Source organism: Clostridium sp. LBM24168 (genome assembly GCF_052953915.1).
This window is the reverse complement of sequence record NZ_CP196861.1, coordinates 1,640,189-1,664,344: the sequence shown is the minus strand read 5'-3', so window position 1 is coordinate 1,664,344 and position 24,156 is coordinate 1,640,189. Positions and strand designations below refer to the sequence as shown.

Annotated in this window: 23 protein-coding genes and 1 pseudogene; 16 read left to right on the top strand and 8 right to left on the bottom strand. The window is 32.3% G+C overall.

Going from position 1 to position 24,156, the window contains the following annotated elements; genetic code table 11:
* Positions 1–33: 33 nt before the first annotated feature.
* Together ACSVC9_RS08205 and ACSVC9_RS08200 are read left to right on the top strand one after the other, a co-directional pair.
* The gene (locus tag ACSVC9_RS08205; protein WP_446897008.1) at positions 34–1,077 is read left to right on the top strand and encodes a BMP family lipoprotein; all 1,044 of its coding nucleotides are present in this window, start codon (positions 34–36) and stop codon (positions 1,075–1,077) included.
* 20 nt (positions 1,078–1,097) lie between these two features.
* On the top strand, positions 1,098–3,140 hold the full coding sequence (locus ACSVC9_RS08200; protein WP_446897007.1) for a methyl-accepting chemotaxis protein: 2,043 nt from the start codon (positions 1,098–1,100) through the stop codon (positions 3,138–3,140).
* A gap of 1 nt (position 3,141) precedes the next feature.
* On the opposite strand, the gene ACSVC9_RS08195 is transcribed toward ACSVC9_RS08200, so the two are convergent.
* Positions 3,142–4,380: an MFS transporter gene (locus ACSVC9_RS08195; RefSeq protein ID WP_446897006.1), complete on the bottom strand. Its 1,239-nt coding sequence runs from the start codon at positions 4,378–4,380 to the stop codon at positions 3,142–3,144.
* 153 nt (positions 4,381–4,533) lie between these two features.
* On the opposite strand from ACSVC9_RS08195, the gene ACSVC9_RS08190 reads away from it, so the two are divergent.
* The 4 genes from ACSVC9_RS08190 to ACSVC9_RS08175 all read left to right on the top strand — a co-directional run bounded on the left by ACSVC9_RS08190 (position 4,534) and on the right by ACSVC9_RS08175 (position 8,244).
* Complete coding sequence (locus ACSVC9_RS08190; RefSeq protein ID WP_446897005.1) at positions 4,534–5,220, top strand: sigma factor; 687 nt, start codon at positions 4,534–4,536, stop codon at positions 5,218–5,220.
* Entirely contained in the window at positions 5,213–6,124 is a 912-nt protein-coding gene (locus ACSVC9_RS08185) for an anti-sigma-I factor RsgI family protein (RefSeq protein WP_446897004.1), read from the top strand. The genes ACSVC9_RS08190 and ACSVC9_RS08185 overlap by 8 nt, the downstream gene beginning before the upstream one ends.
* 63 nt (positions 6,125–6,187) lie before the next feature.
* On the top strand, positions 6,188–6,871 hold the full coding sequence (locus ACSVC9_RS08180) for a response regulator transcription factor (protein WP_446897003.1): 684 nt from the start codon (positions 6,188–6,190) through the stop codon (positions 6,869–6,871).
* Positions 6,868–8,244 (top strand): HAMP domain-containing sensor histidine kinase, encoded by a 1,377-nt coding sequence (locus ACSVC9_RS08175; RefSeq protein WP_446897002.1) that lies wholly within the window; start codon positions 6,868–6,870, stop codon positions 8,242–8,244. Before ACSVC9_RS08180 ends, ACSVC9_RS08175 begins: the two co-directional genes overlap by 4 nt.
* On the opposite strand, the gene ACSVC9_RS08170 is transcribed toward ACSVC9_RS08175, so the two are convergent.
* Complete coding sequence (locus ACSVC9_RS08170) at positions 8,236–9,633, bottom strand: MFS transporter (protein ID WP_446897001.1); 1,398 nt, start codon at positions 9,631–9,633, stop codon at positions 8,236–8,238. The two genes, ACSVC9_RS08175 and ACSVC9_RS08170, sit on opposite strands and share 9 nt — an antisense overlap.
* A gap of 198 nt (positions 9,634–9,831) precedes the next feature.
* Between ACSVC9_RS08170 and ACSVC9_RS08165 the strand changes: the two genes are divergently transcribed.
* The 3 genes from ACSVC9_RS08165 to ACSVC9_RS08155 all read left to right on the top strand — a co-directional run bounded on the left by ACSVC9_RS08165 (position 9,832) and on the right by ACSVC9_RS08155 (position 12,297).
* A complete protein-coding gene (locus ACSVC9_RS08165) occupies positions 9,832–10,977 on the top strand; it encodes an MGDG synthase family glycosyltransferase (RefSeq protein ID WP_446897000.1) in 1,146 nt (381 codons plus the stop codon).
* A gap of 96 nt (positions 10,978–11,073) precedes the next feature.
* Positions 11,074–11,733 carry a DedA family protein gene (locus ACSVC9_RS08160; protein WP_446896999.1) on the top strand — a complete coding sequence of 220 codons (660 nt, stop codon included), beginning with the start codon at positions 11,074–11,076 and terminating at the stop codon, positions 11,731–11,733.
* Between the two features lie 72 nt (positions 11,734–11,805).
* The gene (locus ACSVC9_RS08155) at positions 11,806–12,297 is read left to right on the top strand and encodes an NUDIX hydrolase (RefSeq protein ID WP_446896998.1); all 492 of its coding nucleotides are present in this window, start codon (positions 11,806–11,808) and stop codon (positions 12,295–12,297) included.
* Between the two features lie 54 nt (positions 12,298–12,351).
* On the opposite strand, the gene ACSVC9_RS08150 is transcribed toward ACSVC9_RS08155, so the two are convergent.
* Positions 12,352–12,543: a hypothetical protein gene (locus ACSVC9_RS08150; RefSeq protein ID WP_446896997.1), complete on the bottom strand. Its 192-nt coding sequence runs from the start codon at positions 12,541–12,543 to the stop codon at positions 12,352–12,354.
* The gene (locus tag ACSVC9_RS08145) at positions 12,534–13,556 is read right to left on the bottom strand and encodes a DUF5667 domain-containing protein (protein WP_446896996.1); all 1,023 of its coding nucleotides are present in this window, start codon (positions 13,554–13,556) and stop codon (positions 12,534–12,536) included. The genes ACSVC9_RS08150 and ACSVC9_RS08145 overlap by 10 nt, the downstream gene beginning before the upstream one ends.
* Before the next feature lie 259 nt (positions 13,557–13,815).
* Here ACSVC9_RS08145 and ACSVC9_RS08140 point away from each other — a divergent pair, with 259 nt between their 5' ends.
* The 7 genes and pseudogenes from ACSVC9_RS08140 to arsB all read left to right on the top strand — a co-directional run bounded on the left by ACSVC9_RS08140 (position 13,816) and on the right by arsB (position 20,094).
* Entirely contained in the window at positions 13,816–15,489 is a 1,674-nt protein-coding gene (locus ACSVC9_RS08140) for an FAD-dependent oxidoreductase (RefSeq protein WP_446896995.1), read from the top strand.
* A gap of 10 nt (positions 15,490–15,499) precedes the next feature.
* The gene (arsM, locus tag ACSVC9_RS08135) at positions 15,500–16,321 is read left to right on the top strand and encodes an arsenite methyltransferase (protein WP_446896994.1); all 822 of its coding nucleotides are present in this window, start codon (positions 15,500–15,502) and stop codon (positions 16,319–16,321) included.
* Positions 16,322–16,422: 101 nt separating this feature from the next.
* A pseudogene (locus ACSVC9_RS08130) lies at positions 16,423–16,524 on the top strand (GNAT family N-acetyltransferase); the annotation flags it as partial.
* 19 nt (positions 16,525–16,543) lie between these two features.
* Positions 16,544–16,882, top strand: coding sequence for an ArsR/SmtB family transcription factor (locus ACSVC9_RS08125; RefSeq protein WP_446896993.1), 339 nt, complete (start codon positions 16,544–16,546; stop codon positions 16,880–16,882).
* A 25-nt stretch (positions 16,883–16,907) separates the two neighbouring features.
* Positions 16,908–17,279: an arsenite efflux transporter metallochaperone ArsD gene (arsD, locus tag ACSVC9_RS08120; RefSeq protein WP_446896992.1), complete on the top strand. Its 372-nt coding sequence runs from the start codon at positions 16,908–16,910 to the stop codon at positions 17,277–17,279.
* A complete protein-coding gene (arsA, locus tag ACSVC9_RS08115) occupies positions 17,279–19,024 on the top strand; it encodes an arsenical pump-driving ATPase (protein WP_446896991.1) in 1,746 nt (581 codons plus the stop codon). Before arsD ends, arsA begins: the two co-directional genes overlap by 1 nt.
* 20 nt (positions 19,025–19,044) lie before the next feature.
* Positions 19,045–20,094 (top strand): ACR3 family arsenite efflux transporter, encoded by a 1,050-nt coding sequence (gene arsB, locus ACSVC9_RS08110; protein WP_446896990.1) that lies wholly within the window; start codon positions 19,045–19,047, stop codon positions 20,092–20,094.
* Here arsB and ACSVC9_RS08105 read toward each other — a convergent pair.
* The 4 genes from ACSVC9_RS08105 to ACSVC9_RS08090 form a co-directional block, all read right to left on the bottom strand.
* Positions 20,091–20,861: an ABC transporter permease gene (locus ACSVC9_RS08105; RefSeq protein ID WP_446896989.1), complete on the bottom strand. Its 771-nt coding sequence runs from the start codon at positions 20,859–20,861 to the stop codon at positions 20,091–20,093. The genes arsB and ACSVC9_RS08105 overlap by 4 nt on opposite strands.
* The gene (locus tag ACSVC9_RS08100; RefSeq protein WP_446896988.1) at positions 20,858–21,514 is read right to left on the bottom strand and encodes an ABC transporter ATP-binding protein; all 657 of its coding nucleotides are present in this window, start codon (positions 21,512–21,514) and stop codon (positions 20,858–20,860) included. The genes ACSVC9_RS08105 and ACSVC9_RS08100 overlap by 4 nt, the downstream gene beginning before the upstream one ends.
* A 60-nt stretch (positions 21,515–21,574) precedes the next feature.
* A complete protein-coding gene (locus ACSVC9_RS08095) occupies positions 21,575–22,648 on the bottom strand; it encodes a GIY-YIG nuclease family protein (protein ID WP_446896987.1) in 1,074 nt (357 codons plus the stop codon).
* A 90-nt stretch (positions 22,649–22,738) separates the two neighbouring features.
* Complete coding sequence (locus ACSVC9_RS08090; RefSeq protein WP_446896986.1) at positions 22,739–24,010, bottom strand: LysM peptidoglycan-binding domain-containing protein; 1,272 nt, start codon at positions 24,008–24,010, stop codon at positions 22,739–22,741.
* Positions 24,011–24,156 lie beyond the last annotated feature (146 nt).

The following is a 24,156-nucleotide window of genomic DNA, read 5'->3' as shown; positions in this document are numbered from 1 at the left end:
TTAATTTGTAAAACTTTACAGGAGATGAATGAAATGAAACAAATTGTACTTAAAGTGATTTTGCTGATTTTATGTGTTTCTATTGTTTTTGTAGGTTGTGCAAACAAGAGTACCCAGAAATATTCTGATTCTCAGGAACAAATTAATTCACTACCTCTTAGTATCGGAATTATAACGGATGTAGGAGGGATTAATGATGGATCTTTCAATCAATCCGCCTGGGAGGGCCTTGAAAAAGCACAGAAGGATCTTGGTATAAAAGCAGACTACCTGGAAACAAAAAATGAAAATGACTATACTAAAAATTTTGAAGCTGCTTTAGATAAAAAAAAGGATCTTATCTGGGGAATTGGATTTATGATGGCAAATTCTATCAAGACTGAAGCTCAGAAACATCCAAAACAGAAATATGCAATAATAGACAATACCTATGGTAATGATACACCATCAAATTTGATAGGAGTGGTATTTAAAGAAAATGAAAGTTCATTTCTTGTAGGTTACATAGCCGGAAAAATGACTAAGACCAATACTGTGGGATTTATTGGCGGAGTTAATAGTACTCTGATACAGAAATTCCAATATGGATATATGGCAGGAGTCAGATATGCAAATCCAAAATGCAAAGTTGTAAGTGAATATGCAGGTTCGTTTTCAGATCCGGCAAAAGGAAAGGAGATTGCCTCTAAAATGTATGATGGTGGAGCGGACATAATATTCCATGCTTCAGGTGCAACGGGAAATGGATTGATACAATGTGCCAAGGAGAAGGGTAAATACTGTATAGGCGTAGATTCTGACCAAAGTGTTCTAGCGCCGAATAATGTTATAACTTCAGCTATGAAAAAAGTGGATGTTGCCGTGTATGATGTTGCAAAAGACCTAAAAGATGGTAGATGGAATGGAGGAGCTACACTACAATATGGTTTGTCTGAAGGGGGAGTCGACATAGCACCAACGACCAATAAACTTGTACCAGAAAATATCTTGAATGAGGTCAATGGTATTAAAGTCAGGGTAACATCTGGGCAACTAAAAATTCCAGAAACAAAGGAAGAATATAACAAATTCCATTAAATACAGGAAGAGGTATGATCATGAAATTTATAAGTAAAGGACAAATTTATGATAATGTACGACAGCTATTAAGTTTCAGCTCGTTGAATGTAAAAAAGGATTTCAAGGCAATGCTGGTTTTCATTCTTGCACTTCTTGTCATTGTGCCACTTGTAGGCAGTGGAGCATATATAAGTATCAATTCTTCGAATTTAATTAAAAAGAATATATATATATCAAATGAACAGTTGATAGGTAGAATAAATGATGATATAAGATTCAATCTAAATAGTATTGAAAATCAAATTCAGTCAATGGCTGATAATCCAAATATTAAGTCAATGAATTATGATGAAATGCAGAGTATTTTAATTCAAGGTGCAAAGTCAAATGAGGCAATTGATGGAATATCAATTGCAGATGCAAAAGGACAGATTATCTATAATACGTCTGGAATTTATAAAAATATTTCCGGGGAAGAGTATTTTAAAAGTGCAATTTCAGGCAAAATACAGTATTCAAATGTAAAAATGTCCGAAATTAACAATAAGCCTTTGGAATTTTATTATAGTGTACCTGTGAAAGTAGGTACAAATGTTGTGGGATGTGTTACTGCAACAGTTGATGTAAATGCCTTAAACAAAATTATCGATGATGTACAGAAGAATAAGGATGATATTACTTTTATAGTAGATAATAATGGAAGGGTAGTTGCCCATAAAAATTGGGCTAATTTCAACAGAGTATCCATGTACAAGAATTTTTCTCCGGTAAAGGATGTTATTGCAGGCAAAAGTGGTCAGGGAACCTATGATTTTAATAATAGTACTTTGCTGGCAATTTATTCACCAATGACAGACCTTAAATGGGGAATATTAACAATAGTTCCTTATGATGTTGCCTTTTCCGATGTAAAGGCTCAGAATAATATTTTCTTAGCAATAGTGGTGTTTATGTTTATTATTAGTATATTAGTTGCTTTGTTGATTTCACAATTTGTTACGAATCCGTTGTGTAATCTCAATACAGCTTTGGATGCTGTTTCTACTGGAAATCTTACTGCCAGGGTTGAAAAGAAATTTCTAAAGCGTCAGGATCAGCTGGGTGAAATAGCAAGAAATTTTAACAATGTAATTGCCAAACAATTTACTCTAATTGGCAAAGTAAAAATAATGATTAAAGATGTGCAGGGCTATAATGAAGATACGAGCAATCAAGTGGACGAGCTTATTTTGGCAAGTAAGAATGTGAGTACAGCTATGGGGGAGATTGCCGATGGTACAGTTGAACAGACCAATTATATGTCAATAATAGTTGATAGATTTTCCACACTCAAGAAGAGTTTGGACAATATTGATACAAGTACGGATAGGATTATTAATTATACTAAGCAGACTAAAGATAAAAATCAGTTGGGAATTGTGTCTGCAAAGGAATTAAAGGAAGAATTTGATAAAAATTATAAATCAATACAAAGTGCCGCAGCGCATGTAAAGAACTTATCGGATAAATCTCAATCCATAGGAGCAATTACGGATTCAATAAAATCTATTGCTGAACAGACTAATTTGTTGGCATTGAATGCAGCTATAGAAGCATCAAGAGCAGGTGAGGCGGGGAAAGGTTTTGCTGTAGTAGCTGATGAAGTAGGGAAGCTTGCAGAACAATCCTCGGATTCTGCTAAAGAAATACACGACATAATAACCGAGATAGGTATTTTTGTAAATAAAATCAGAGAGGAATTTATTAATACGACACAAATAGCAGAGAAATCCAATGATAAGCTGGAAGCTACTATAGAAATATTTGAGTCAATAATAAACAACTCCGATGAGCTGATAAAAGACATTGAATTTCTGAATGAAGAAATGGAAAAGATGAAGAGCAATAAAGATGAGGTTGACCAGTGTGTAGACAATACTTCCAGCATAATCGAAGAAGGATCGGCAACTACTGAAGAAGTAAATGCAACAATGGAAGAGCAGCTGGTGACAATGGAAAGAATATGCAATAAAATTCACAATATCAATAGCATGACAAAGGAGTTGCAGGAATTTATTCAGATTTTCAAAACAGAAAAGTAGTTTAGTCTGGTACTTTAATAAGTATAATGCCACCAATAATAAATAACAAAATGATGCTGAATATACCCTTGCTGGTATTGCCTGTAAACTGGGTTATTATGCCTACGAGAAAAGGTCCTATTATAGTTGAAAATTTGCCGAATATATTGTAGAATCCAAAAAACTCATTGGAACTTTTCTTTGGTACTAGCTTACCGAAGAAGGACCTACTCAGGGCCTGTATCCCTCCCTGGGAGGTTCCAACCAGCATGGCTAATATCCAGAAATCCAAGACACTATTCAAAAAATAAGCATAGATACATATTATAATATAAGTTGTTATTCCTGCATATATCATGGTTTTGCCATGATATTTTTCTGATAATTTCCCATAGATAATGGCAGAAGGGAAAGCTACGAATTGGGTTACAAGTAATATTACAAGCAGATTTGTTGTATTAATGCCAAGATCCGATCCATAAGAAGTTGCCATCTTGATTATGGTGTCTACACCATCTATGTAGAAAAAATAGGCAATCAGAAAGGTAAATAATTTTCTGTGATTTTTAATATTTCTAAAAGTATTTAGCAACCTTTTAAAGCTATTCTTAACTGGAGCAGGTTCTATATCAATTCCATGAGTCTGTTTTACTTTTTTTATCATGGGTAAGGTAAAAATTATCCACCAAACAGCTGTTATAAGAAAAGCTATTTTACATGCGGATGTTATTGATAAAGGTAGTTTGTCAAGTTGGGCAAGAATAATTACTGATATTGAAATGATAAAGGGAATGGTACTGCCTATATATCCTGCGGCAAAACCAAGGGTTGAAATTCTATCCATCCTGTCTTCTGAAGTTATGTCAACAAGAAAAGCGTCATAAAAAATATTACTTCCTGAAAATCCAATGGCAGTTATAACATAGCAAATTAATAGCAGTATCCAGCTTGTATCGGGTACTGCTGCAAGAAGTGCAGTAAATGTAACGCCCAGGAAAAAGAATGTATTGAAGAAGTTCTTTTTATAGCCCTTGTAATCTGCAATAGTTCCTAAAATAGGTGCTATTATGGCGATGATAAGGGTGGCAATTGAATTTGCATATCCCCAATAAGCTGTGGATAGAGAGACGTTTCCTCCCCCATTTTCAAATATGATTTTAAAATACAGAGGAGATATTGTAGATGTAATAGTTATACTGTAGGCTGAATTTGCCCAATCATACATAATCCAGCTTTTTTCCGTTTCTTTGAGTTTCAGCATAAAAATTTTCCTCCTAGCTAATAGTTGCTCTTATTTTACTAGGTGAATATTAAATACATATTAACTATTCTAAAATTTTCTTGCTGATAAAATAACTTATAAAACCCTTAAAATTTTTATTTTTTTCGTATATATTATATATGAGGTGATTTAATGCTTGGTATCAATCACTTGATTCGTGAAAATAGGGATAAATTTATTGATGAAAATAAAAATTTTATATATAAATGTACTTATACCATTTCAAAAAGACATCTCCAATGGGAAAATGATGATGAACTTAGTGTTGCCTTAATTGCGTTTAATAAGGCTTGTGATAATTATACGGAATCTAGAGGAAATTTTTATACATATGCAAAAGTTATAATCAAAAATGCATTGATTGATTATTTTAGAAAAAATAAGAATACACCCTTGCTTACTTTTGATAATGACAATTATGAAATAAAAAAATTGGATAATAACAATGCCATAGCTAGCTTTGAGCTGGAAATGGAAAATAAAAATAGAGCAGATGAGATTATTGAATTGAACAAAGAACTTATGAAATATAGAATTGATTTTAATAGTCTCGTAACTAGTAGTCCAAAACATAAAGATACTAGAAATAATACATTAAAGCTTGTCTTAGAAATATGTAATAATAGTGAAATTAGTAAATTTATATTAAATAATAGAAGATTGCCAATAAAAAAAATATGTATATATACTGGATTTAACAAAAAATTTGTCGACAAGTGGAGAAAATATATAATTGCTTTATTTGTAATATTCAATAGTGAAAGATTTCTTTATATAAAGTCTTATTTAAATATAAAAGTAGGTGAATGTAATGAGTAAAAAAGAAGGTATAGTGATAAGTGTGAATGGAAAGTATGCTAATTTACTTACTTCTTGTGGTGAATTTATAAAAGTAGGTTGCAATGGTAGAAGACCTAATGTTGGTGAAAAATTTGCAGGAAATGAGGTTTCACATGGGATTTTCAATTTTAGTACTAGGAAAGTAGCCATGGCAGCATGTATAATATTTATATTGTCTATAGGTGGAGGAGTTAAAGCTTATTACAGTACGTCATCTACAGTTATGGTAAATATAAATCCACATATTGAATTGGGAGTAAACTTTTTTAACAGGATTATTTTTTCCAAAGCATTAAATAATGATGGAAATAAAATATTGAGTGAGATTAAAATAAATAATGCCAATATAAATGATGGACTGGAAATCATAATTGATCAATCTAAAAAAGACAAGTTTATTGATAAGGATTATGTGAAAACAAAAGCTGTTTCCATTGATATAAATGGTAAAAATATAAATATTTCTAAATTTAAATCAAATGTAGCAGCTTCTGATTTAAGCGTTAAGATTCAATCTAATGGAAATGTAATTTTAAATAAGAATTCAAACAAGAGGTTGAATAAAAGTTCAAATAAAAATTCAAATATGAGTTCAAGTGAAAATTTAAAAACTGTTAATACCAGAAGCAACTATAGGAGTTCGAGTAATACCGATTTTCCTAAAAAGGGTCTTAGTAATTATAACAAGTCTGTCTCAAACAAAAATAACAATAGGTTGAAAGCTAGCTCAAAACAATTGTACCGCCCGGGTAGTAATAGAATTAAAGAAAATCAGAGATCAATTAAAAGTATTTATAATAAAAATAACAGGAATGAATACAATAATAAATTATATAAGGGTAATTCATTCAAAAGAAATTCAAGTCCAAATAGGCATAAATAATTTTAACTTAATTTTAATCTATTTAGTATATAATATAGCTAATTACTATTTAGAGGTGATCCCTTGAAAAATTATAGAATACTTATAATTGAAGATGAGAAGAAGATGTCAATGTTTATTCAAATGGAGCTTAATCATGAAGGATATATTACCGATGTTGAATTCAATGGAAGGGATGGATTGAGAAGAATACAGAATAAAAATTATGATTTAGTGCTTTTGGATATAATGTTGCCCGGTTTGAATGGAATGGAGGTTTGCAGGAGAATAAGACAATTTTCTAAAGTTCCAATTATAATGATAACGGCTAAGGATGATATTACGGATAAAGTAATGGGGTTGGATATTGGGGCGAATGATTACCTTACGAAACCATTTGCTATAGAAGAACTTCTTGCCAGAATACGTGTCATAAAAAGAAATGATAATGATAAATCAAATAATTATGAGTACAAAGTAGATGATTTAATAATGAATATTGAGACACATGAAGTTACAAGAGGTGGAAAAACCATCGAGCTTACAAAAAAAGAATATGATCTTTTAAAAATTCTCCTGGCAAATAAAAATGTGGTTTTGACACGAGACCAGTTAATTGAAAAAGTTTGGGGATATGACTATTTTAACAATACCAATGTTGTAAGTGTGTTTATAAGATATCTTAGAAGTAAAATTGATGATGGGTTTGGAAATAAATTGATCACAACCATAAGAGGGGTTGGATATGTAATAAAAGGGGATAAATGATGAACTTAAGTATTATAAAAAATGCAAAAATATCTGTTAAATTAACTGGTATATTTGCATTTATGTTTTCTGTGATGCTTGCAGTATCAAATGCTTATATATTGCACGGGGTGAGATATTATATGTATACACAGGCAGCCAAACGTATAAAGGATGTGAATACTATAATACTCAATAGGTTGGAATCAAATAGAAAAATATCCAATGATGAGCTTTTTTCAGATATAATGCCAAATGAAAACATATTTATAAAAATAATAGATGAAAATGGAAAGCTGATAAATGAATCTGATAAAGTTGATTATAATTTGAAGATTTCTGCACCTTATGGTGAGACAAAGCATGTGGAAAAACAGGAAAGGCATTTGACATATTTAAATACAAGAATTTCATATAATAATTATGGAAATTTATATATACAGATAATCAAGGATATGGACAATGAGTACGATTTTCTAAAAATACTATTCTTTTTCATGGCTGCTGCAGATTTATTTGGAATAATTTTATCTATTTTACTTGGGTATATTATAAGTAAAAGAATGCTGAATCCGATTGATAATATTACAAAAACTGCAGATGATATAAGTATAAATAATTTGAGGGAGAGAATAGATATAAGGGGACCTAATGATGAACTCAGGAGATTGGCTGCCACATTGAATAGCATGATTGACAGACTACAGACATCTTTTAACAGACAGATACAGTTTGTTTCAGATGCATCCCATGAGCTAAGGACACCAATTGCTATAATCCAGGGATATGCTGGACTTTTGGACAGATGGGGAAAAAATGACAGGGAAGCTCTTGAAAAGTCTATCGATGCCATTAAATCAGAATCACATAATATGGGTGAATTAATAGAAAAATTGCTTTTTCTGGCACGTACAGATAATAACTCTCAGAAGATAGAAAAGAATAAATTTTATCTCAATGAATTAATTGACGAGGTTGTTGATGAAACTAGATTGATAGATGAAAAGCATATGATATCAAATATAAAAAATGAAAATATTGAGGTTGTAGCAGATTATAAGCTCATAAAGCAGTTAATTAGAATAATTGTGGATAATAGCATAAAATTTACAGGAGAACATGGGAAAATAGATATAAGTTCCATTAAACTGGGTGATTGTATTAATATAGTAATAAGCGACACAGGAATAGGAATTCCGAAAGATGAAATTGATAAAATATTTGACAGATTTTATTGTGTAGATAAATCAAGATCTAAAGATACTGCTGGAAGCGGTCTTGGGCTATCCATTGCAAAACAAATTGTGGATATATACAATGGTACTTTAAATGTCAGAAGCGAAGAAGGAAAAGGCACTAAAATAATTGCCAGCTTAGATATAGTATCAACCTGATTTAGCACGTTTATGTAGGATATCCTTGACTTTTCCTATGTCTTCCGCATTATTTTTTGCCATATTTATATAAGCTAAAGCTGATGGAATTAAAAACAATTGAAATAATGATAAAGTGATTATATAATTTTGAGGTTCACTTATATTTATAGAAACAATAGAAAGCAAGCTTCCAATTCCGGCATTTCCGAGAGTTCTACCAAGCCCGTTGGCCAGATTAGCAATGCTAAAAGCAGTCCCCCTGTGTTCTGGGAGGTTTACATCCGTTATTAAAGCGAGCCAATTCGGTGTATTGGCTGACTGTAGCGCACTTGCAAGAAAAGATAAAATAAACATTATGGATATCCATGGATTTATTATGAATTCTTTTAATAAGGACATAAGTATTAATAATGGATTGTTGTTTTGTACTAGTTCAAGTTTGTTCATAGGAAGTATAAAAACTGCTATGTAAAAAGGTATCATGGCAAATATTAAGTACGATGTAAGGGTAGCTCTTCCCTTATATGTTTTATTTTGAAGAATATCACCTATGTGGCCAAACAGAGGAGATGTTAGACCTCCCAACTGAAATATAGCAAAAAGGTATCCAGAAGCAATAATTGAAGTCCCTGGGCTATACCCCTGCTGTTGAATTTTTGAAATGTATAAGGTTGGCAGCCATATGAGAGTTCCGGTTGTAATATTCATAAAAAATGCCTGTAAAAATAATAGAATATTACTTGGCTTTGAAATAATTTCATACAGGTGACTAAATTCAATGTTGTAATTGTACTCATAACCTTCCTTAATAAGTTTTTTCAGTTCAGGTTCTGATTCACCTACAGAAGGTTCATTTATGAAAAAGTATAGTATAACCAATAGAAAACCTATGATGCTTACAATTTCGAAAGGCTTTCTCCAGCTTGTAAAAGGAGCAACCAGTGATGCCATCAATGATCCCGATATTCCTCCAAATCCTTGAGCCATTCCCCAAAGGCTTAGTAGCATCCCTCTATATTTATTCGGAATACAATCAGTTAATATACTAAAACCGATTGATGCTATACACCCCAAACCCATTCCTGTAAAAATTTGGTAAATAAATAATTGGCTGTAATTGCGACAGTGTGCTGTCAGAAATACTGATAATGACCAAATGATGGTACCTAGAATCACAAGAAGTTTTCTGTTAAATTTACCGGTCAGATAGCTCCATAAAATTGATGAGAAGGATGTAACCAATATATTAATTGCAGAAATAATTCCTAATGAAGAAATCTGTACATTCATATCCTTTGCAATAGAGGAAAAAAGTGGTGGGAATAATCCTATAATGATATTGTCAAAAGCTGCTAAGGCTATAAACACAGAAATAGTGTAAATTGTTTTCATATTGTTTCTGTTCATAAAATTTCAAGGCTCCTTTATTTACTGTATCATAAATTATTGTAATCTATTTTCCCCTTAAGTATTAAAAATTAATAGAATTTTAACTGATTTTTAATACTATTTTAGATTTAATCATGTAAAGTATACATGTATACTGTGATGAAGTTCTCACAATAGAATAATATAAATAATTTAACTTAATGGAAGGAACTAATTATGATTAATAGTATACTTATTATTTCATCTAATTTTACTGGACATGGTCACAAAAGTATAGAAGAATCTCTAAGCGAAAAATTTTCGAATGTCAACAATGTAGAAGTTCATATTGTAGATGGATTTTTATTGGGTGGAACTGCCTTACTGGATGTGGCTAAAGCTTATGGACCTATAACTAGAAAATCAGAAAGCCTATGGAAGATCATATGGGATATATCATGTGTTAAACCATATCTTATTAATGAGATTATTGAGTTAATGATAAAGGATAGATTCTTAGATCTACTAAAAAGGACAAAGCCAGATTTGATTTTAACCTTACATCCAAATTTCAATGGATCTATTTTAAACATACTAAAAAAATATAATATCACAATCCCATTTGTTACGCTTATTGCGGATTTGGTTAGCATATCTCCCTTGTGGGCAGATACAAGAGCTGATTATATCATAAGCCCTACGAATGAAGCAAAGCACAGGTGTATGGATTTCGGTGTTCCAGAGGAAAAAATAAAGGTTTTAGGTTTCCCGGTACGCTCAAGATTTTATGATGGCAGGTATAGATGTAAAGACAATATGGATTGTAATAGAGATGAATCCTTTAAATGTATGATAATGAGCGGCGGCGAGGGTGTTGGCAATATGAAAAAGATAGCTGAAGTTTTACTTGACAACTTTGATTGTACTGTAAAAATTATAGCAGGTCGAAATACCTCCTTAAAAAACAAGTTGAAAAAATCTCTAGTAAAGAAATATGGAGATAAAGTTAGAATATATGGGTTTACAAAAAATATACAGGATTTGATGGAGTGTTCTGATATTGCGATTACAAGAGGTAGCCCAAATGTAATAATGGAGGCTATAGCGTGTAATACACCTTTAATAATAACAGGTGCATTACCCGGACAAGAGGAAGAAAACCCAAGATTTGTTGAAAAGTACAATCTTGGAATAATATGTGAAGATGTGAAGGACATAAAATCTATAGTGGATGATTTAACTGAGAATAATTCAGAGGAATTAAATAAAATCAAGTACTTTCAAAAAATTTATGCTAACCCAGATGTAGCAGAAAATATTGTAGATTTTATTTTAAATGTAAGAGTTAATACTGACGAAGTGGGGTTAAAAGTTTTTATTTAGATTATAATCTTTTTTTAATCTTATCTTAATTTTGGATGCATAACATATTAAGTATGTTATGCATCTAGTTTTATGGGGTAAAAGGAGGAAAGATATATGAGTTTTATAGGAAGTTTAATTGATATTATATTACATCTTGACAGGTATTTAAATATTATAGTACAAAATTATGGAATATGGACGTATGGGATAATTTTTTTGATTGTATTCTGTGAAACAGGCTTGGTTGTTACGCCTTTTCTGCCTGGTGATTCTATTATATTTGCAACTGGAGCACTTGCAGCGGAAGGCATTATGGAGATGTTTACATTATTTATTGCATTTTTCCTGGCAGCGGTAATTGGAGATACTGTCAATTACTCTATAGGTAAAAAAATTGGAACCGATATTTTAGAAAAAGAAAATATCAGATTTATCAATAGAGAATATGTACATAGGGCTCATAGATTTTATGAAAAGCATGGGTCTATGGCAATAGTTATTGGAAGATTTATTCCAATAATAAGAACTTTTGTACCATTTGTAGCTGGAGTTGGTGAAATGAGATATTCGAAGTTTATAACTCACAATATGTTCGGTGGATTTTTATGGGTGCTCGTATTTTTGAGTGGAGGATATTTTTTTGGCGGATTACCGTTTATAAAGCATAATTTTTCTTATGTAGTGATTGGTATCATAATAATATCACTTATTCCAGCCATAATCGTATTTGTTAGAGAGAGACGCAATAATGATGCTGTTGATAGGAAAATTTGATACTCGTATATTGTTCAGTTATAATGAATTTGTAATATTATTGTTGCTATGTAAGCATAGGGGGAATTTTATATGGAATTATGGGATATATATGACAATAAGGGATGTAAAACAGGTTTAGTGAAAAAACGTACTGACGTTTTAAACCGTGGACAGTATCATTTAGCTGCCGAAGTTTGGATTATCAATGATAAGCTTGAAATATTGATTCAGAAAAGATCTGAAAGTAAAAAGATTCTTCCTGATATTTGGACATTGACTACAGGATGCATGGTTAGTGGAGAAAACACACTGGATGGTTCAGTAAGAGAGGTAAAAGAAGAATTGGGAATATGTATTGAAAAAAGTGATTTAAATCTTGTAAGAAGAATATTTCAAGATAATATTATTTGGGATATTTATTTTGTATATATGAATATTGATTTATCCAAAATAGTTTTTCAGAGAGAAGAAGTCAGTAATGTAAAGCTTGTATCAGTAGAAGAGTTTAAAAACATGCTCTCACTTGGAGAGATATTTAAATATAATGAAATCTATGACATCTTATCTTTAATAAGACGATAGAGCTTGAAAGAAGATTTTCAGTGGCAGCTGAAAATCTTCTTTATTACCAAAAAATCATTTGATTTTATATAAATCTGAGGATATTCCTGATATGCAATTTTCTCTTATTCGATATGATATGGCTTGTTCTAATATCTCATAAAATGAAATATTGTTTTTATTATTTTCTCTGTGATTGTCTTTATATTTATAATTCAAATTTCTATACATGTTGTTGCTGGATTTTGTAATTGAATTTATTTGCATCTTGATAGTCCCCCTGTTTGTTTACTTTTAACTGTTTTAGTCTGGTTTTGTTTTTTATTTTTGTTGATGTATATTTTCTTTTTGATTTGATTTTTTATAACTGGTTTCGTTGAATATTTTTTTACATTTTCCCCGCTTGTTGAAATTGATTTTGTTGCTGTGGGAATAGTTGTAGTAGTATTTTTATATGTCTTTATTGTAGGTACAGCAGCATTTGATTTTTTGTTCTCAATATTTTTTGTATTTTTTCTTTTCTGTATTTTGGTTTCTTTTATAAATCTTTTGCCGATACTTATCTTAGAAACCTCTTTTTTTGATTGAATAACTTTTTCAAGATTTTGTTTTTCTGTATCTAATACCTTCTGTTTCTGTTGCAATAAGTCTTGGGCAGCTTTAATTGCAACTTCATCTCCTGATTTTTTTGACTTTTTAAGAGTTATTTTTGCTTTGATATATTGTTTCCTGGCATTATTATAAATTATTCTTTCTTTCTTGACAGCTAATATTGCATTTCTTTTTAATTTCTGGATTTCTATGATTTTTTCTAGTTTAGTTTTTGTATTATCTCCGGCCTTATTTTGAAGTTTGGCCAGAACATCGATAGATTTTTTATCTTTATCAATAAATTTATTTTCTAAGGCTTCCAGCTTCTTAAATTGGTCTTGATTATTTTTAATTTGATTATTGTTTATTGAATTCTCAATTTTACTTTCAGCTCTATCCATATAGTTCTTATATCCGTCAATAGCTGTATTTGCAAGATTTTGGTTGCCCTCATCTAGCATAAGTTCACTTCTTTCTTCAGCTATATCAAGTAATATGTTTACTTTTGAGTCATCTGAAAAGCACAGTATAATTTTTATATTATCTATTAGTTTATCTGCCGGATATAATATTTTATTTGGTGTTATACCGGCTTGATCCTTCATGGTTACTGCTTCAGAAGCAAATGTTGTAGTTGCTATACCCAATGTCATCATTACGCTTGCCGCTAAAATTATTATTTTTTTCATAACTAATCATTCCTTCCATGTGTATAAAGACTTAAGTCATGTTTTTATCTCAATTACATTCAATTACATTTGATCGATCACTAAAATATACGGTATACAGCTGTATTTTAGGGGAGCTACGAAATAATTTATACAATATATAGATGATAATATATGTATTTAAATAAAATTATTCTTATTTAAGTAATTATATTGACCTTGTATAGATAATAGTCTATATTATTAGACATAGACTATTATCTATACAAGGAGGGATATTATGAAAATTATTATAATAGGTGCTGTGGCCGGAGGAACATCTGCGGCAGCAAAGGCAAGAAGAAATGATGAAGATGCAGAAATAAAAGTATATGATATGGATTATGATATATCATATTCAGGATGTGGATTACCATATTACATAGGTGAGGAAATACAGAATATAGGTGATTTAACTCCGAGAAATACAGAATTCTTCAAGAAAAAATATAACGTGGATGTATTCAGAAGACATGAAGTCCTAGGAATAAATGTAGAAGATAGGATTTTAACTATTAAGAATCTGGAGACCGCTGATGTATTTGATGAAAGCTATGATAAATTAGTTGTTGCAACCGGGGCAAAACCTATAGTTCCGAATATAGAAGGTGCAGAGAAAGAGAATGTATTTTATTTAAGAAATGTTCAGCAGGCGGATAAAATAAAGACATACATTTTAAATAATAAGCCTAAATTTGCATTGATAGTGGGGACAGGATTTATTGGGCTTGAAATGGCAGAAAATTTAAGCAGGCTTGGTATTGAAGTGACGCTTGTGGAACGCCTGAATCAAGTTAGTCCGGGACTTGATAGTGATATGTCCATATATGTTGAAAAGTATCTGAGAAGTAAAGATATCAATTTGATTCTAGGGGATTCAGCAGCAAAATTGAGAGGAAAAAATTTGGTTGGTGAAGTGGTGTTAGAAAGTGGCAGAGTCTTAAGAGCTGATCTTGTTATAATGGCAATCGGTGTAAAGCCTAATGTTGAAATTGCTGAAAAAGCAGGCATAGAACTTGGAGTTAGGGGATCAATAAGAGTAAATGCAAAAATGATGACAAATATAGAGGATATATATGCCTGCGGCGACTGTGCCGAGAGCTTTTCTGCTATAAATAAAAAGCCTTTATACAGGCCGCTTGGTTCAACTGCAAATAAAATGGGAAGAATAGCAGGAGATCAACTCACTGGCGGCAATCTTGAATTTAGAGGTATTCTTGGTACGGGGATTTTCAAAGTTTTTGATATGACTGTTGCACAAACAGGGCTTACAGAAAAAGAGGCGCAGAATGAAGGTTTTGATACGGTAGTTTGTCATAATATTAAAATGGATAAGCCACAGTACTACCATGGAAAAGAGATGATTATAAAAGCCGTTGCTGACAGGAATACAGGAAAATTGTTGGGAGCACAGATAGTGGGATACACTGGAGTGGATAAGAGAATTGATGTATTTGTCACGGCAATAAGCTTTGGAGCAAAGGCAAGTGATTTATTTCATCTGGATTTAGCTTATGCTCCGCCGTTTTCCACTACAAAAGATCCTGTAATGTATACCGGGATGATTTTGGATAATGAGATAAATAGAGGAAGGAAACTCATAACAGCAAGAAAGCTTGATGAACTTAAAAAAAATGAAGAAAATGTTACAGTAATAGATGCCAGAATAAATAAGCAATATGAGGAAGACCATATAGAAGGTGCTGTAAATATACCTCATTCAGAACTCAGGACTGAAATCAAGCATTTAGATAAGAACAATACATTTGTAACCTATTGTAATAAAGGTGTAACAGGAAATGCAGCGCAGAACATATTGATTAACAATGGTTTCAAGAAAGTATATAATCTTTCGGGTGGACATAAAAATTACAGGACTCAAATTAGGACCGTAAATCAAAATAAATGTCGTTAGGAGGAGTATTATGAAAAATTCAATTAAAGGTCAGGTTAAAGCGTATTATGGGAATATAGCTAGAAAAGTAAGTGATAAATCCGATGTCAATTGTGGATGCGGTACATCATCATGCTGCGGAGATACTGCAAAAAATCAAAATTTGTATACTAGAGATTTTATAGAAGGACTGCCGGATGAAGCTGTAAATGCATCACTTGGATGTGCAAACCCTGTTATACTTGCTAATCCTAAATTAGGTGAAACAGTCCTGGATCTGGGAAGTGGCGGTGGAATAGATGTCTTTATTTCATCTAAATATGTCGGCAAAAATGGAAAAGTGTACGGCCTTGATATGACAGATGAAATGCTGGAATTGGCAAACAAAAATAAAAAAAAGATGGGAGTTGAAAATGTAGAATTTATAAAGGGATACATTGAGGATATACCTCTAAAAGACGAAACAATAGATGTTATTACATCAAATTGTGTAATAAATCTCTGTGAAAGTAAAGAAAAAGCCTTATCTGAAGCTTATAGAGTATTAAAAAAAGGTGGAAGGCTGGCAATTGCGGATATTGTTGTCCTTAAAGATGTACCGGAAAATATAAAACATAGTGTGGAAATGTGGGTAGGGTGCATTGCAGGTGCTCTGCCAATTAAGGAATATAAGGAAATACTTAAAAAGGTTGGGTTTAAAGATATTGAAATAACACCGGTAAACACATATACTAAGGACGTTATAGAAGATATTGCAAAGCAAAAAAAATTGGATGATGTATATAGTAAAATAGATGAGGATATTGTTGACGGGGCTTTTGCAGGGGCGCACGTAAAAGCATATAAGCTTTAGAATAGAGGCTGTATAAATAAGTAGGAGACGTAGAAAAAGATGAATTTTAATATTGAAGAAATGACTGAAAAGCATTGGGAAGAAGTATCAAAAATTTATAATGTGGTTTCAGAAAAGTAGGTATAAGAGAAAAACTGGGAAAAATGAGTAATGGTATATGGCATGATGTAGTTTTGATGGAACATAGAAGTAAATTAATCTGAATGAATTGGAGGTGGTTTTATGAATTTAGATTATGAATTGAATGCGAAAATATTAAAGGCGCTGTCTGATCAAAACAGATTAAAAATCATTGACATACTTTCTTGTGGTGAAAAATGCGCCTGTGATTTACTGGAATATTTTGATTTTACGCAGCCTACGCTATCTCACCATATGAAAGTGCTTATGGACTGCAAGCTTGTCAAATGCAGAAAAGATGGGGTATGGAATCACTATTCTTTGAATAATACCAATGCAAACAGACTGGTACTGTTTTTAATGAATATCATGACGGATACGGAGGAATGTATCTGCAAAGGTAAAGGTACTTATTTATGTAAAACTGACAATGAAAAATAAATTTATATGATAGGGAGAGATTTACATGAAAAAGATGATAATTTTTGATCCGGCAATGTGTTGTTCTACAGGAGTATGTGGACCTTCCATAGATTCGGAGTTGCTAAGAGTTTCTACTGTTATTAATACGCTTCAAAAAAAAGGTATATTGGTTGAAAGGTATAATTTGACCAGCAATCCTCAGATATTTGTAGACAATAAAACAATTAATGAGATATTGAATAAAGAAGGTACAGAAATACTTCCAGTAACTATGGTAGAGGGTGCAATAGTAAAGACAAAAGCATATCCAACAAATAAGGAATTTTGCGAATTACTAGATATATCAGAAGATTATTTAAAAACCGGACTTAAGATAAAATCCAAAGGTTGTGATTGTGGAGGAGGGTGCTGTTGATGTTTAAAAAGTTTAATCCTGCCAGTATACATTTAACTAAATATTTGTTTTTTACAGGTAAAGGCGGCGTAGGCAAGACTTCTACTGCTTGCGCCACTGCTGTTGCCCTTGCAGATCAGGGAAAGAAAATCATGCTTATCAGTACAGATCCGGCTTCCAATTTGCAGGATGTGTTTGGCATGGATCTCGATAATAAGGGAGTTGAAATTAAAGAGGTACCAAATTTGATAGTAGCAAACCTTAATCCTGAAAAAGCTGCTGCAGAGTACAGGGAAAGTGTAATAGTTCCATATAGAGGAAAGCTCCCATCAGCAGCTATCAATAATATGGAAGAACAGCTTTCAGGTTCTTGTACTGTGGAAATAGCTGCTTTCAATGAATTTTCAACTTTCATTACTGATGAAAAAATTGAAGAAAAATTTGATCATATAATTTTTGATACAGCTCCTACGGGGCATACACTGAGGATGCTTCAACTTCCTTCGGCCTGGAGCAATTTTATAGGAGAAAGCACTCATGGAGCTTCATGTTTAGGGCAGTTATCCGGGCTTGAAGATAAAAAATCATTATATAAAAATGCAGTTAAAACTCTATCAGATAAAGCAAAAACTACTCTTGTTCTTGTATCAAGACCCGAAATTACACCTCTTAAAGAAGCAGAAAGAGCATCTAGGGAATTAAGAGACATAGGTATAGATAATCAGATATTGATTATAAATGGCGTACTTGAAGTCCACGATGATAATATTTCAAATGCAATTTATTTAAAGCAGGAAAATGCCTTAAATGATATGCCTGAAAGTATAAAATCTATTGAAACTTATGAAATACCACTTAGGCCATATAATGTAACGGGAATTAAAAATATAAGAGCATTTTTAAAGAAAGATAATATTGAATATAAGGTTACAGAACTGAATGTAAATAAAATAAATAAGCTGAAAAATATAGTTGATGATCTATACAATAATGACAAAAAAGTAATATTTACTATGGGAAAAGGCGGAGTAGGTAAAACAACAGTTGCAGCTGCCATTGCCCTGGGACTTTCTAAAAAGGGTAAAAAGGTTCATTTAACTACTACTGATCCAGCAGCACATTTAAAGTTTGTCCTAGACAAAAATTATGGCATTACATTAAGTCATATTGATGAAAAAGAAGAACTTGAAAAATATAAAACAGAAGTATTAAATAATGCCAGAAAAACTATGAATGAAAGCGACATGGCGTATATTGAAGAGGATTTAAGATCCCCATGTACACAGGAAATAGCTGTATTCAGGGCTTTTGCAGAAATAGTGGAAAAGTCTAAAGATGAGGTCGTAGTAATAGATACAGCACCTACAGGTCATACTCTGTTATTACTGGACTCTACGGAAAGCTATAATAGAGAAATTATGCGTTCGGAGGGCGATATACCTCAATCTGTAAAGGATCTTTTACCTGAACTCAAAAATGCCAATGATACAGAAGTCATTATTGTAACTTTGGCCGAGGATACTCCGGTCTACGAATCCATACGTCTTGAAGCGGATCTAGAACGTGCGGGAATTGCAAGTAAGTGGTGGATTGTAAATTCCAGCATGTATGCAGCTGATACTACAAATAGTGTACTCAAGGCTAAAGCAAGCAGTGAAATACCATGGATAAACAAAGTCAACGAAATTTCCGATGGGAATTTCGCATTAATAGAGTGGAAAGCAGAAGAAATTAAAGATGAAAAATTATTTGAGTTGTTAGGTTAAAGAAAACAGGAGGAATGTATATGAAAAGTAAATCATCTAAATTGTCATTACTTGATCGTTATTTAACGCTTTGGATATTTCTTGCTATGTTTATAGGAGTTATGCTTGGGTGGGGAGTGCCAGGTATATCAAGAGGACTATCCAGTTTGTCTGTTGGAACTACATCCATACCTATAGCTATAGGACTTATTGTAATGATGTACCCTCCACTTGCCAAAGTGAACTATAAAGAACTTGGCAAGGTATTTAGAAATCCCAAGGTATTATCCCTATCACTTATTCAAAACTGGGTAATAGGACCTATATTGATGTTTGCACTTGCAGTGATATTCTTACATGCTTATCCTGCATATATGACAGGCCTTATACTTATTGGACTTGCCAGGTGTATTGCAATGGTCATCATATGGAACAGCCTTGCAGATGGAGATACGGAATATGCAGCTGCACTTGTAGCGTTCAACTCCATATTCCAGGTTATATTTTATTCAATATATGCCTATATATTTATAACTGTAGTTCCGACCTGGTTTGGACTTACCGGTTATAGTGTAGATATTTCAATGGGGAAAATAGCTTCTTCCGTTGTAGTTTATCTTGGTATTCCTTTTGCACTTGGGATGCTAACCAGATTGCTGTTGGAACCTAAAATGGGTACAGAATGGTATACAAAAAAATTTATTCCTAAAATAAGTCCACTGGCTCTGATAGCATTATTATTTACTATTGTTGTAATGTTTACTTTTAAAGGAAAGTATATTATAGAATTGCCTTTGGATGTAATTAGAATTGCCATACCACTTGTAATCTATTTTGCAGTTATGTTTTCAGTTTCATTTTTTATAAGTTACAAATCAGGTATAAACTATAAAAAGACAGCTACACTTTCATTTACAGCTGCAAGTAATAATTTTGAACTTGCTATAGCTGTTGCAGTTGCTGTATTTGGTATAGAATCTAAGGAAGCTTTTACAGCAGTAATAGGGCCATTGATTGAAGTTCCTGTAATGATAGGTCTTGTAAATGTAGCACTTAACTGGAAAAGGAAATTTTTCCAGCCTGACAGCTAATCACTTACAATCAATTGTTTTCTATTATTAAAAAATTTCTTGTAAGTTAGATAACAGGCTGTAAAAGAAGTTATAGAAGTAGCAGAAAGCAGCATAAAAGTAACTATTATCTGATATTTTACGGCACTGACAGGTGATGTACCTGCCAGAATAAGTCCGGTCATCATACCTGGGAGTGCAACTATTCCAAGGGTTTTAGCTGAATCGATGGTAGGGATCATTCCGACCTTTATAGCATCCTTTATTATATTTTCGGATGATTGATAAATATCTGCTCCAAGGCAAAGTTTTGTTTCAACCTCATCTCTATTATTTTTAAAATCTAGTTTTATCTGTTTGAAACTCAGTCCAAGACTTACCATGGAATTACTGATAATCATCCCGCCAATGGGTATTATCTGATAAGGTTCATACTTTATAATTCCTAAAAATATGAGAATTGCCATGGTTATTGATGTTCCTAAAATTATTGATGCAAAAGATATAAAGAAAACATTTTTAATTTTACCTCCTCTTTTAGATGCATTGTATGCAGCATTTAATATCATAAATATCAGTAAAAATGTAGTAAATAGAGTGCTCTTTAATCCAAATATATAATCTAGTAGATATCCTACAATAAGTAATTGAATTACAGCTCTTATTACACTTATTATTATGTCTTTTTCAAGGTTTAGCTTCTGCCTATAGGAAAATATGAGAGAAATTAATATAAGCAGTAATGAGAAAAAAATAGAATAAATGCTGATATCTGCGGCTTCATTCATTTTATAACCTCCAAAGATTTTAATTCGCCATCCTCGATTGTCAAAACTTTGTTTGCGTATTTTTTACTTTGTTCTGGATTATGAGTTATCCATAAAATAGTAATTCCTTTTTCATTCAAGGAACTAATTACATTTTCCACAATAGAAGTATTATTTTCATCAAGTGCTGACGTGGCTTCATCCAATAAGAGAATTTCAGGAGTGAATATTAAAGATCTGATCAATGAAATTTTCTGCTTTTCCCCTCCTGAAAGATTGTGTATTTTTCTAGACAGATATTCTGAACTCATATTAAAATCCTCCAAAAGTTCTTTGATTATCGTTAAGTTAACTTCCTTATTTCTTATGGAAAACGGAAATTTTAGATTATCAATAACAGTGTTTTCAAAAAAGCATGGAGTTTGAAAGCAATATGCTATTTGCTTCCTCCATTCTTTTGGGTCATATTTGTTATAGGATATCCCTTTATAAAATATATTTCCACTGGTGGGGCTTATAAGCTGTGAGCATAATCTGAAAAAAGTACTTTTACCACTGCCTGAAGGACCGACTATAGATATAAAATCCTTATGATTGATTTCTAAAGATAAATTTTTTAATATGTATTTATTATCGCTGATATATGATACGTTTTTAAATTCCAGTAAAGTCATTAGAAAATTCCCCCATATAAAAGTATATATTTACTTTACATTATAAAGATTAAAATTGTATTAAAATAGTTTGTCAAGTTCACTGTCTATACCACTATTTTTATTGTCGAGTAAATCCTCGGCAATTATTACATAACTGCAGTTCCTTGATTTATTTTTCAGATAAGTATAGATTATTTGAAATTCGTCTATTTCATATTTGTCTATGTATATTCGGCCTTCCTGGCTCCTTGCATTAAAATATAATAAGATCTTGGACTTGAGATCAGATTTTAGTTTTTTAGGGGCAAAATTTTTCAGCCCATATTTTTTACTAAAAAGCACCTTGTTGCCTTTAATGAAAAAGAATTTGACAACATCATGTTCCAAATGCTCCAGTAGTACGATATTTCTATTGCCTATTGCAAATTTTATAATTTTGTATCTGTTGATTGTATACCCTATTGAAGCAATATAGTCTCTGTATTTGGCGGCATTTTCAAAATCAAATTTTTGTGAATACATGTTCATTTTGTATTTCAGTTCTTCAAGTATACTCTTGTCGGCCCCTTTTAAAATTCCTGTTATCTTTGTTATTAAATTCAAGTAATTTTTTCTTGATAGTTTATTCAGGCATATTCCCCTGCACAGTCCAAGAGAATAATTCAAACAGGATGAATTTCTCCGGAATCCAGTATTGCATAATATCTTATAATATTCTTTCAAACCCTGCAGGGCATTTCTTATCGTATTTGTACTTGTATAAGGTCCAAAATAAATATTTTTGTCATCTTTTAAATATTCACTTGAAATGTCGATTTTAGGATATTCTTCACTGGTGGTTATTTTTATATAACAATAGGACTTTGGATTTTTCATCTGTCTGTTATATAAAGGATTAATTGCTTTTATCAATTTACATTCAAGCATTAAAGCTTCGAATTCCGTATCAGTAGATATGTAGGTGAAATCTCTTAGATTTTTTACCAGTTTTATAACTTTTGGAGAATGTGATTTTGAGTTCTGGAAATAGGATGAAACTCTATTTTTTAGATTTTTGGATTTACCTACATAGATGATACTTTTAAGAGAATCTCTCATAAGGTAAACTCCGGGTGAGGAAGGAAGTTCTTTCAGTTTTTCTTTCAAACTCATGTTATATATCTCCAATTACATAGTTGTTATACATGATATTATTATAACATGTGCTTCTATAAAAAGGTATAGTCTTTGGACCATACCTTTTTACAGGAGCTTTACAATATTGAAATTGTCTTCCAGCAGAGTCCAGTTCTGTGGAAAAGGAAAACCAAGTGACCAGTAGCTTATACCTTTCAAATTATAGTCCTTGACCATGTCGAATTTGGCCTGGGCGCTTCTTGCATCTTCAAACCATACTTCATGATGTCTTCCCTGACTGTCCGTATATCTGTAGAAAGGTGTCTGGCTGAAAAGATCAAAGTTTATAACTGCACCATATCTTACAGCTCTTGATATGGCCTCCTGCATGCTGAAGGTTTCGGCTTCCATACCCTGTACATGGGGAATGATCCAATCCCTGGCATATAATTGGAATCCGAATAGTATTTTGTCGCGGGGTATGACGGTGACGGCATAGTCAAGTACTTCTTTTATCCTGTTCAAAGGTGAAATTGCCTGTGGCGGTCCAAGTCTGTAACCCCATTCATAGGTCATGAGTATTACGAAGTCAACGATTCTTCCATGGGCTTCATAATCATGGGCTTCGTATAACAAGCCCTGCTGTCCCGGACCAGTTTTGGGAGCCAGTGCAGTAGATACAAAAAAGTTTTCTGCATGAAGTCTTTGAACTGCAGATTCAAGAAATTGATTGTAATTTTCCCTGTCGGATGGCAGTACATTTTCAAAATCTATATTTATGCCGAGATATCCTTTATCTTTCATTGTATCTATTATGTTGGTGATGAGGGTCTCTCTTATGCTGGCGTCTGACAGGACAACGTGTGCCAGATTATGTCCCAATTCCGTAGAGGTAAAGTTTGTTATTGCCATCATAGGTACAACTCTGGAATCATATGCAGCATTTATCAATGCAGAATCGTCTATAGATTCCAATGTACCATCTTCCCTTATCCTGTATGCAAATGGACTTAGGTAGGTCAGGTGATCTCCTGCTTCTCTTACTATAGATGGTGAATTTTCAGTAAAGTCATAGATATATCCGTTTACGTATATATTTGGCTTTTCTCTTGGAATGACAAGCACAGTTCCAGGATATACTAAAGCCGGATTTTGAATTCCGTTTGCGTCTATCAACTGTTGAAGTGTGATTCCATAGTTTCTCGAAATCTGCCATAGGGATTCTCCAGCCTTTACTGTATGAACAGTGTCCTGCTTAGGAATTATCAGGGATTGGCCAATAAGCAGATTATTGGGGTATTCAAGTCCGTTTGCCTGAATTATTTCATCTACTGGTACTCCATATCGATTTGATATCTGCCAGAGTGAATCGCCGGATTTAACTACATAAATGAACACATGGTACCTCCATAATATAATTATATATATTAGACTATGCATTTAAATTAAAAATGTGATAGAGAATATTATATTGAATTTTCCCGTTATGATATTATTTTTCCCATATTAGGATTCTGTATTGCGGTAAACGCAAGTAAACTGAA